General features: G+C 47.7%; 6 protein-coding genes and 1 pseudogene. 2 read left to right on the forward strand and 5 right to left on the reverse strand.

All coding sequences use genetic code 11. The features are described 5' to 3' along the window. Positions 1-855: pseudogene (locus ACR2PX_RS18460) on the reverse strand (hypothetical protein); the annotation flags it as partial. Positions 856-1,063: 208 nt separating this feature from the next. On the opposite strand from ACR2PX_RS18460, the gene ACR2PX_RS18465 reads away from it, so the two are divergent. Next, on the forward strand, positions 1,064-2,407 hold the full coding sequence (locus ACR2PX_RS18465; protein WP_434000831.1) for a hypothetical protein: 1,344 nt from the start codon (positions 1,064-1,066) through the stop codon (positions 2,405-2,407). On the opposite strand, the gene livG is transcribed toward ACR2PX_RS18465, so the two are convergent. From livG to ACR2PX_RS18485, 4 genes are all read right to left on the reverse strand, one after another. After that, positions 2,389-3,156, reverse strand: a complete 768-nt coding sequence (livG, locus tag ACR2PX_RS18470; protein WP_434000832.1) for a high-affinity branched-chain amino acid ABC transporter ATP-binding protein LivG — start codon at positions 3,154-3,156, stop codon at positions 2,389-2,391. The genes ACR2PX_RS18465 and livG overlap by 19 nt on opposite strands. 13 nt (positions 3,157-3,169) lie before the next feature. Continuing rightward, positions 3,170-4,504, reverse strand: a complete 1,335-nt coding sequence (locus ACR2PX_RS18475; protein ID WP_434000833.1) for a high-affinity branched-chain amino acid ABC transporter permease LivM — start codon at positions 4,502-4,504, stop codon at positions 3,170-3,172. After that, positions 4,501-5,427, reverse strand: coding sequence for a high-affinity branched-chain amino acid ABC transporter permease LivH (gene livH / locus ACR2PX_RS18480; protein ID WP_434000834.1), 927 nt, complete (start codon positions 5,425-5,427; stop codon positions 4,501-4,503). Before livH ends, ACR2PX_RS18475 begins: the two co-directional genes overlap by 4 nt. Positions 5,428-5,739: 312 nt before the next feature. Beyond that, the gene (locus ACR2PX_RS18485; RefSeq protein ID WP_434000835.1) at positions 5,740-6,855 is read right to left on the reverse strand and encodes a branched-chain amino acid ABC transporter substrate-binding protein; all 1,116 of its coding nucleotides are present in this window, start codon (positions 6,853-6,855) and stop codon (positions 5,740-5,742) included. 244 nt (positions 6,856-7,099) lie between these two features. Here ACR2PX_RS18485 and ACR2PX_RS18490 point away from each other — a divergent pair, with 244 nt between their 5' ends. Then, positions 7,100-7,222: a hypothetical protein gene (locus ACR2PX_RS18490; protein ID WP_434000836.1), complete on the forward strand. Its 123-nt coding sequence runs from the start codon at positions 7,100-7,102 to the stop codon at positions 7,220-7,222. Positions 7,223-7,348: the final 126 nt, after the last annotated feature.

The raw sequence follows: 7,348 nt of genomic DNA on the forward strand, positions 1-7,348 counted from the left end.
AGCGAGCGCAGGCGAGACAAGGCAAAAAATGACGAAAAAGCGGAGTTTACATGCAGTAAATGAGCATTTTGAGTCATTTTTTAACGACGTATCGGCAAGCGCAGCCCTTTTGCGACAGCCTCCTTGGTCAGCAGGTTGCTGAGCCTCCCCCGCTGAAATAGAGACACCTGCATCCCAGAGCAGTTCCAGTAGTTGGGGCTGGGTCACACCACAGCCGTGGTACTGGAGTATGACAAAAGCCTGTAGCTGAGGGCCAAAATGTTGACCGCTCAGGCTATCCGGTGGTCTCCCACTGATGGTTTTACCCTCTGGGGTCAACCACTGTTCGAGCCAGTAACGGACAGACCTGGCCTTTATCTCCAACTCCTGGACAGTAAACGATTCTCGGCCATGGCGAACAGAACCTTCCGGAATCCCATCAGGCGTCACGCTGTGCTCTTCAGAGACCGGTGGACTGGGTGGCTGAGATCGTTGGCGCCGAGTGGCGTCGTCAGGCTTTTCCACCTCTGATTTGCGGCTTAATGAATCATCGTCTTCGGAATCATCCGGATCAGCATCCTCATCAGAATTGGGTGGAGAGCTATTCGAATCGCTGTCATCTGGCGGTTTAGTATTGGGCTTGATATTGGGTTTGGGATTGAGTTTTTTCAGGCGAATTATCTCGCTTTCCAGTGCCTCAATCCGAGCCTGCTGTTGAACGTCCCGTTCTTGGAGCTGAACAATCTGTTCCTGCTGCTGGACGATTTGTTCCTGCTGCTGGGCGATTTGTTCCTGTTGCCGGACAATCAGATCCTTTTGTTGAGCAATGAACTCAAGCAGGTTTGGCGACTGATCTACAGCAAATAATGAAGTCATGGTGTTTGAGGCTAGACGACAAGTTTAGGTTTTGCCTCATGTACCGGCTTTTGAGAACTTACACGAAAAATTCATAGCAAGATTCATTCTTATCTTTTAGTCAGGATACGTTGGTACTGTGAATGGAGACCCAAATCGAAGGAATACGGCAACCTTTTAAAAACCTTCTATATTTCATCGGTCAACAAAAGCAAAATAGGTTCAGGCAGTGCAAACATTCTATTTGTTTCGAAGACCACTCTACTTTCTTTTCCTGAGCTTCTGCTCTTTCTTCCTTTCACAGGCTTGCTACGCAAATGGAGTTGATCACCTTTTCTGCCATCACTGTTATCAAAACTCTTCAAACTTCACTTCTACTGCAAACAAAAAGAAGGATGAAGAACTGGTAGAAAAGCTAATAACGTTTGAGCAGGGAATTAACATTCATGACCTTGAATCCAGCAAAGCCCCCGGCAAAGTGATTGGTGCGGGCTCAACAACTATGGGTTTGAAGATCAAATCAATACCCGGCAAACATGTCCGAAGACTGCCAGGCTTTTACACTTTTGATGATGCCAGAGACCACCTCAATCACATTGAAGAATACCGACAGCGCCTGCACTCTCTGGATATAGCTACAACTGATACCCAACTCATTGCCCTTGAAGCCAAACCCTATACCTGGGGGGAATGGTTTTCTGGAGGACAGGGCGTAGTCTATGTTGTCCAGCCATTTCTAAAAGGACAACGCCTGGCAAAAAACTATCTCGAGTCTGCCAGCGAAGCGGAAGTCATTACCTTCTTTGAGAAGCAGCTGGCGATCGCCAAAAAGGTCATTGATTACAACCAGAAACATAAAAAGAATAAAGTGGGACTCGATATCGTCTTGAATAACTGGGAGCTTCACTTTACAGGAAAAGATCAATATACCCTTCGTTTTAACGACTTAGCGCAACCGGTCTATCTTATCAATGGAACACAACCATACGACTTTTATGATCAGGCATCTTCAATTATGCAACCCTTTATCGGAGACGCCCTTAATGAGTTGCAGAAGCAATTCCAAAAGTTAAGCGATCCCAGAAAGTTTCTGGTGGAAATGTTATGGGGCTATGAGCACATCCAGCAAAGACTGATTTCAAGCAGCAATGGCAGCTCTTCTACAGCGAGTTTAGCGGCCGTTTTCAAGAATAATGAATCGAATAACAGTCAGAACTGCACGCCAGAAAGTAATCAGCCCAGTGACTGCCTCCATGCACCTTATCCTTATTGGGCAATGGAGCGAGTCAACCAGATCCTGAGAGAACTGGATCTGGTTGAACTCACCGGGGAAGAGGTCCATCTGGCCTTACGCAACAACAACTATGCTTTATATTGCTTCAGACTCTTCCGAGGCCTGAGCGTCAAGGGTAGAGATGCCCTTAGTTATCTCTGGCTCTCTAACCCTCTGCACATCCGGCACCCGGACGACGTCAAGATTGATATGTACGAGCTCGAAGACCGATTCAGTTACTGGGACTATTACAACTGTTGGAAGAACCCCGAAACTCGCTACTATCCCTCTCCCAAATAAGCCTTGATGACCTCAGAGTTATTACGAATGTCCTCTGGTATGCCTGAAGCCAGAGGACGCCCCTGATTGATGACATAAATCCTGTCAGATATATCCATCACCAGCTTCATGTCATGCTCAATCAACAACACAGTGACACCGTGATCTCGCCGCAAATCTGAAATCAGCTTATCCAGTTCAGCAGTTTCATTTGGATTCAAACCTGCTGCCGGTTCATCCAGCATCAATAGCTCCGGCTCAGTCACCATACAGCGGGCGATTTCCAGCCTGCGTTGCTGACCATAAGCCAGATTACCGGCCTCACGGTTAGCAAATTCAGTCAGACCTACCTTATCCAGCCAGAACTCCGCCCTCTCCATTGCTTTTTCTTCGCTTCGCCGATAGTTCGGGGTTTTAAACAAGCCTGCCAGCAGTCCGGTATTCAGATGCCGATGCTGGGCAACCAGCAGATTTTCCAGAACCGTCATGCTCTTGAACAGGCGTACATTCTGAAAGGTTCTTACGACACCCAGCCGGGCAATCTTGTAACCTGGCATCTTCTCGATTGCCTGCCCCTTGCATTGAACAGAACCTCCAGTGGCCTGGTAGAAGCCCGTCAGGCAGTTAAAAACCGTTGTTTTTCCCGCACCGTTGGGGCCAATCATGGACACGATTTCACCCGGACGGATTTTCAGTGCCATTTGATCCACCGCCAACAGTCCGCCAAAGCGCATGCTCAGATCAGAAACTTCCAGTAAACATTCACTCATTCTGATATTCCCCCTACACACTTTCAGCGACTGATGAGGTCTTGATGGAACTTTCCGTCTCGGTCTTTCTGGATTTAATTTTGATATGAGGACGCTTCATAGGCATCAGTCCTTCAGGACGCCACACCATCATGCAGACCATCATCAATCCAAACATCAGCATCCGGTACTCCTGAAACTCACGGGCAAACTCTGGCAATACTGTCATAATGACAGCCGCAAGAATGACACCTACCTGAGATCCCATGCCACCCAGAACCACAATAGCCAGAATGATGGCTGACTCAATGAAGGTGAACGACTCCGGACTTATGAAACCCTGACGGGCAGCAAAAAAGGTACCGGCAAAGCCAGCAAATGCAGCGCCGATAGTGAATGCAGAAAGTTTGATGGCAGTAGGATTCAATCCCAGTGAACGACAGGCAATATCGTCTTCCCGCAGAGCTTCCCAGGCCCTGCCAATAGGCATACGAAGCAGGCGATTGATCACGAACAGAGTGGCAATCACCAGAAGTACTGCCAGTATGTACAGAAAAATAACCTTGTACTCACTGCTGTAATCAATGCCAAAGTACTCGTGAAAAGGGACATTCCCTTCTTCTTTCGCCCTGCGTCCAAACTCCAGACCAAACAGAGTAGGTTTAGGAATCTGGCTGATGCCGTTGGGACCACCGGTTAACGACGTCCAGTTGTTCAGCAGGATTCGAATAATTTCACCGAAGCCCAAAGTCACAATGGCCAGGTAGTCACCCCGAAGCCTGAGCACCGGAAAGCCAAGAACAAAGCCAAAGAAAGCCGCCAGAATGCCCCCCATTACCAGGCTGCTCCAGAAGTCGAGACCCAGATACTGATTTAATAATGCATAGCTGTAGGCACCGACTGCATAAAAGCCGACATAACCCAAATCAAGAAGGCCTGCCAGACCGACCACAATATTAAGACCCAGACCCAACATGACGTAGATCAGAGCCAGGGTCGCCAGATCCACAGCGCCTCTGGAAACCAAGAATGGCCAGATCATCAGGCCAGCAACAGCAAAGCAGATTAACGTGGTTTTAACCCCTTTGTTCTCGGTTGCTTTGGTCAGTTTTGCCGTTTTTTCTATTGCGCTGGTAGCTGGCAGTTGTTTTTTTATTACGGAAAAACCCTGATCAATGGGAGCCCTGAACAGTTGGAAAAAGAACACGACAGCAACACCTGCTGCAATCCAATACAGGGCAGAAGCGTCAGCCATCGTCACCTTCAGCCCAACACCTGAGGGCTCAAGGCGAACGCCCATCATCAGACTTGTTAAAACCAGAAGAACAACTGCAGAGAGTATCGCCGGAGTAAAGCGTAAAGACTTCATACTTTCTCTACCTCAGGTTTTCCCAGTATTCCAGTGGGTCTGAACAGAAGAATCAGAACCAGAAGACTGAAGGCCACAACATCCTTATATTCCGTACTGAAGTAACCTGCGGTGAAAGCTTCTGTGACACCAAGGATCAAACCACCCAGCACTGCACCAGGAATACTTCCGATACCTCCTAACACCGCAGCTGTGAACGCTTTAAGTCCAGCCATAAAGCCGATATAGGGATTGATCACTCCGTAATACATGCCAAGCAGAACACCGGCTACCGCAGCCAGCGCCGCCCCGATGACAAAAGTGATGGAAATAATCTGATTGGTGTTGATGCCCAGTAACCCGGTCATTCCCAAATCTTCAGCACAAGCTCTGCAAGCCCGTCCCATTTTCGACCGGGAGATAAACAGGGTCAGAGCCGTCATGGAAATAAACGTCACCGCAAAGATGATTAATTGCATATACGACACAGTTGCATGAAAACCGTCTTCAGGACCGAAGGTCCAGCCACCACTGATCATGCTGGGCATGGCTATGTCTCTTGAGCCCTGGGCCAGGCGGACATAATTCTGCAGAAAAATGGACATACCAATGGCTGAAATAAGCGCAATCAGCCGATTACTGTTTCTCAAGGGTCGATAGGCCACCCTCTCAACAGCAAAGCCATAGGTACTGGTGATAATGACACTGATGACAAAAGCGGAAATAAGCATCAGTGAAACACTGTCTATCCCCATCATCGCTAACGCAGCGAGCACAGCAAAAGCGATGTAGCTGCCGATCATATAAATTTCACCATGAGCAAAATTGATCATGCCAATAATGCCGTAAACCATGGTGTAGCCAATGGCTATCAGGGCATAGGTACTGCCCACTGTCAGGCCATTCAAGAGCTGTTGAATGAAGTACAAAAAAGACTCAGGCATATTTATTATTCTCCGTCGCCTGGGAGTTATTCCATATCAGGCTAGGTACTGCATTTTGTTGTTATTCACCGTGAAAAATTTTTATCAAAAAGAGGATAAAATTTTTCCAGCGCTCATGGCTGTTTACCACGAAATGTTTCAGCGCTGTGAGTCATAAAAGAGCTTGTCTGTCTGCTATGTTTCAACCTTTGATGAGGCAGAAGCATTTAGGCCGACCACTGAATTACTCAGCGTCGGCCCAGAGAGCAAGACATTCCCTTTCAAATGGAAAGGCCATCACATTGGCAGCCGATGGCCGTTCCAATCAGGCTTTTATTTTGAAGCCTCAGACTTAGTGCCATCAGCATGCCATTCGTAAACGACAAAGCTAAAGTCTTTCAGGTCACCCTTACCATCGAAAGCCAGATTACCTGTTGGCGTCTTGAAGGTATTTGAGCGAAGAGCACCGGCTACTTTATCCGGGTTTTCACTCTTGGTCAGCTTCATGCCTTCAGCCATCACTTGTACAGCAGAGTAAGAAGGGAATACGAAAGGACCTGTGGAATCTTCGCCGTTGGCCTTGAAAGCTGCGACCAGTTTGGCGTTGGCTGGATCCTGGTCAAAACTCTTCGGCAGAGTGACCAGAAGGCCTTCGGAAGCAGGACCTGCAATCGCAGAGATGTCCTTGTTACCTACGCCTTCAGGCCCCATGAATTTAGCCTTGAGACCTTTTTCAGCACTCTGACGCAAAATCAGACCCAGCTCCGGGTGATAACCACCGTAATAAATAAAGTCGACATTTTCCCTTTTCAGCTTGGCAATCAGTGCTGAAAAATCTTTGTCACCCGGCGTTACACCTTCAAAAAGAGCCACATCAACACCGGCTTTTTCAACAGTGTTTTTAACGGCGGTAGCAATACCTTCACCATATTGCTGCTTATCATGGATGACTGCCATACGCTTAGGCTTGATGCTTTCCACGATATAGTTGCCTGCAGTAGGCCCTTGCAGGCTATCGAGACCAATCGTTCTGAATATCAGCTCATAGCCACGACTGGTGATATTAGGGTTGGTGGAAGCGGCAGTGATCATCAGTATGCCTTCATCTTCATAGATGTCGGAGGCAGGCTGAGTGGAAGAAGAACACAGATGTCCTACTACAAAGCGAATATCGTCATTCACGATCTTGTTGGCAACCGCCACGGCTTGCTTAGGATCACAGGCATCGTCATAGACCACAGCTTCCAGCTGCTTACCATTAACACCCCCTTCTTTGTTGATCTGTGCAACGGCCATCTTGGCGCCAGTAAACTGCATATCACCATACTGAGCTACAGGGCCGGTGACCGGGCCTGCCAGGGCAATCTTGACGGTGTCCGCTGCCTGAGCCAGGCCAGAAGCTCCAGCCACGGCCGCTGATACAGCCAGAGCGGCCAAAGTTTTGTTCATTTTTTTTATCATGCTGCTGTTCTCTTGGAAAGGACCTAATTCCATTTAATTATTATTTAAATCCTTCTTGCTCTCGAAAAGCTATATTAAGGATTTTTTTTAGTCATAGCAGCTCTTTTTCCGCACTTTTTTCTTCGACTTCAGTCTAAACACCGACCAACGTAGTAAGGCTATAGGGCTATTGCACGCCTAAAATGAAAACATCCAGCAAGGGAATACAAAATAAGATGTAGGGAGAAGCAGTATGGATATGAAACAGCACAGCGCTCAGAATCAGGAACTGGAAACCGGAGAACTTATTTTACTATCACTGTCTTTAGGCAGTATTCTGGCTTCGCTTCACTTCTTTTTTAGCGCCATTTTCTAACACTCGATTCTGCAGTTTTTAGCGTTTGACGAAGGAAGATTCTTGTGGACTGCGGAACCAGTCTACTACTGTGACTCTTGTGCCAAGCCTAGCGAGGTACAATCAACATCACAGCAGCAGGCTGGC

The organism is Endozoicomonas sp. (assembly GCF_051008435.1).
Lineage (GTDB): Bacteria > Pseudomonadota > Gammaproteobacteria > Pseudomonadales > Endozoicomonadaceae > Endozoicomonas_A.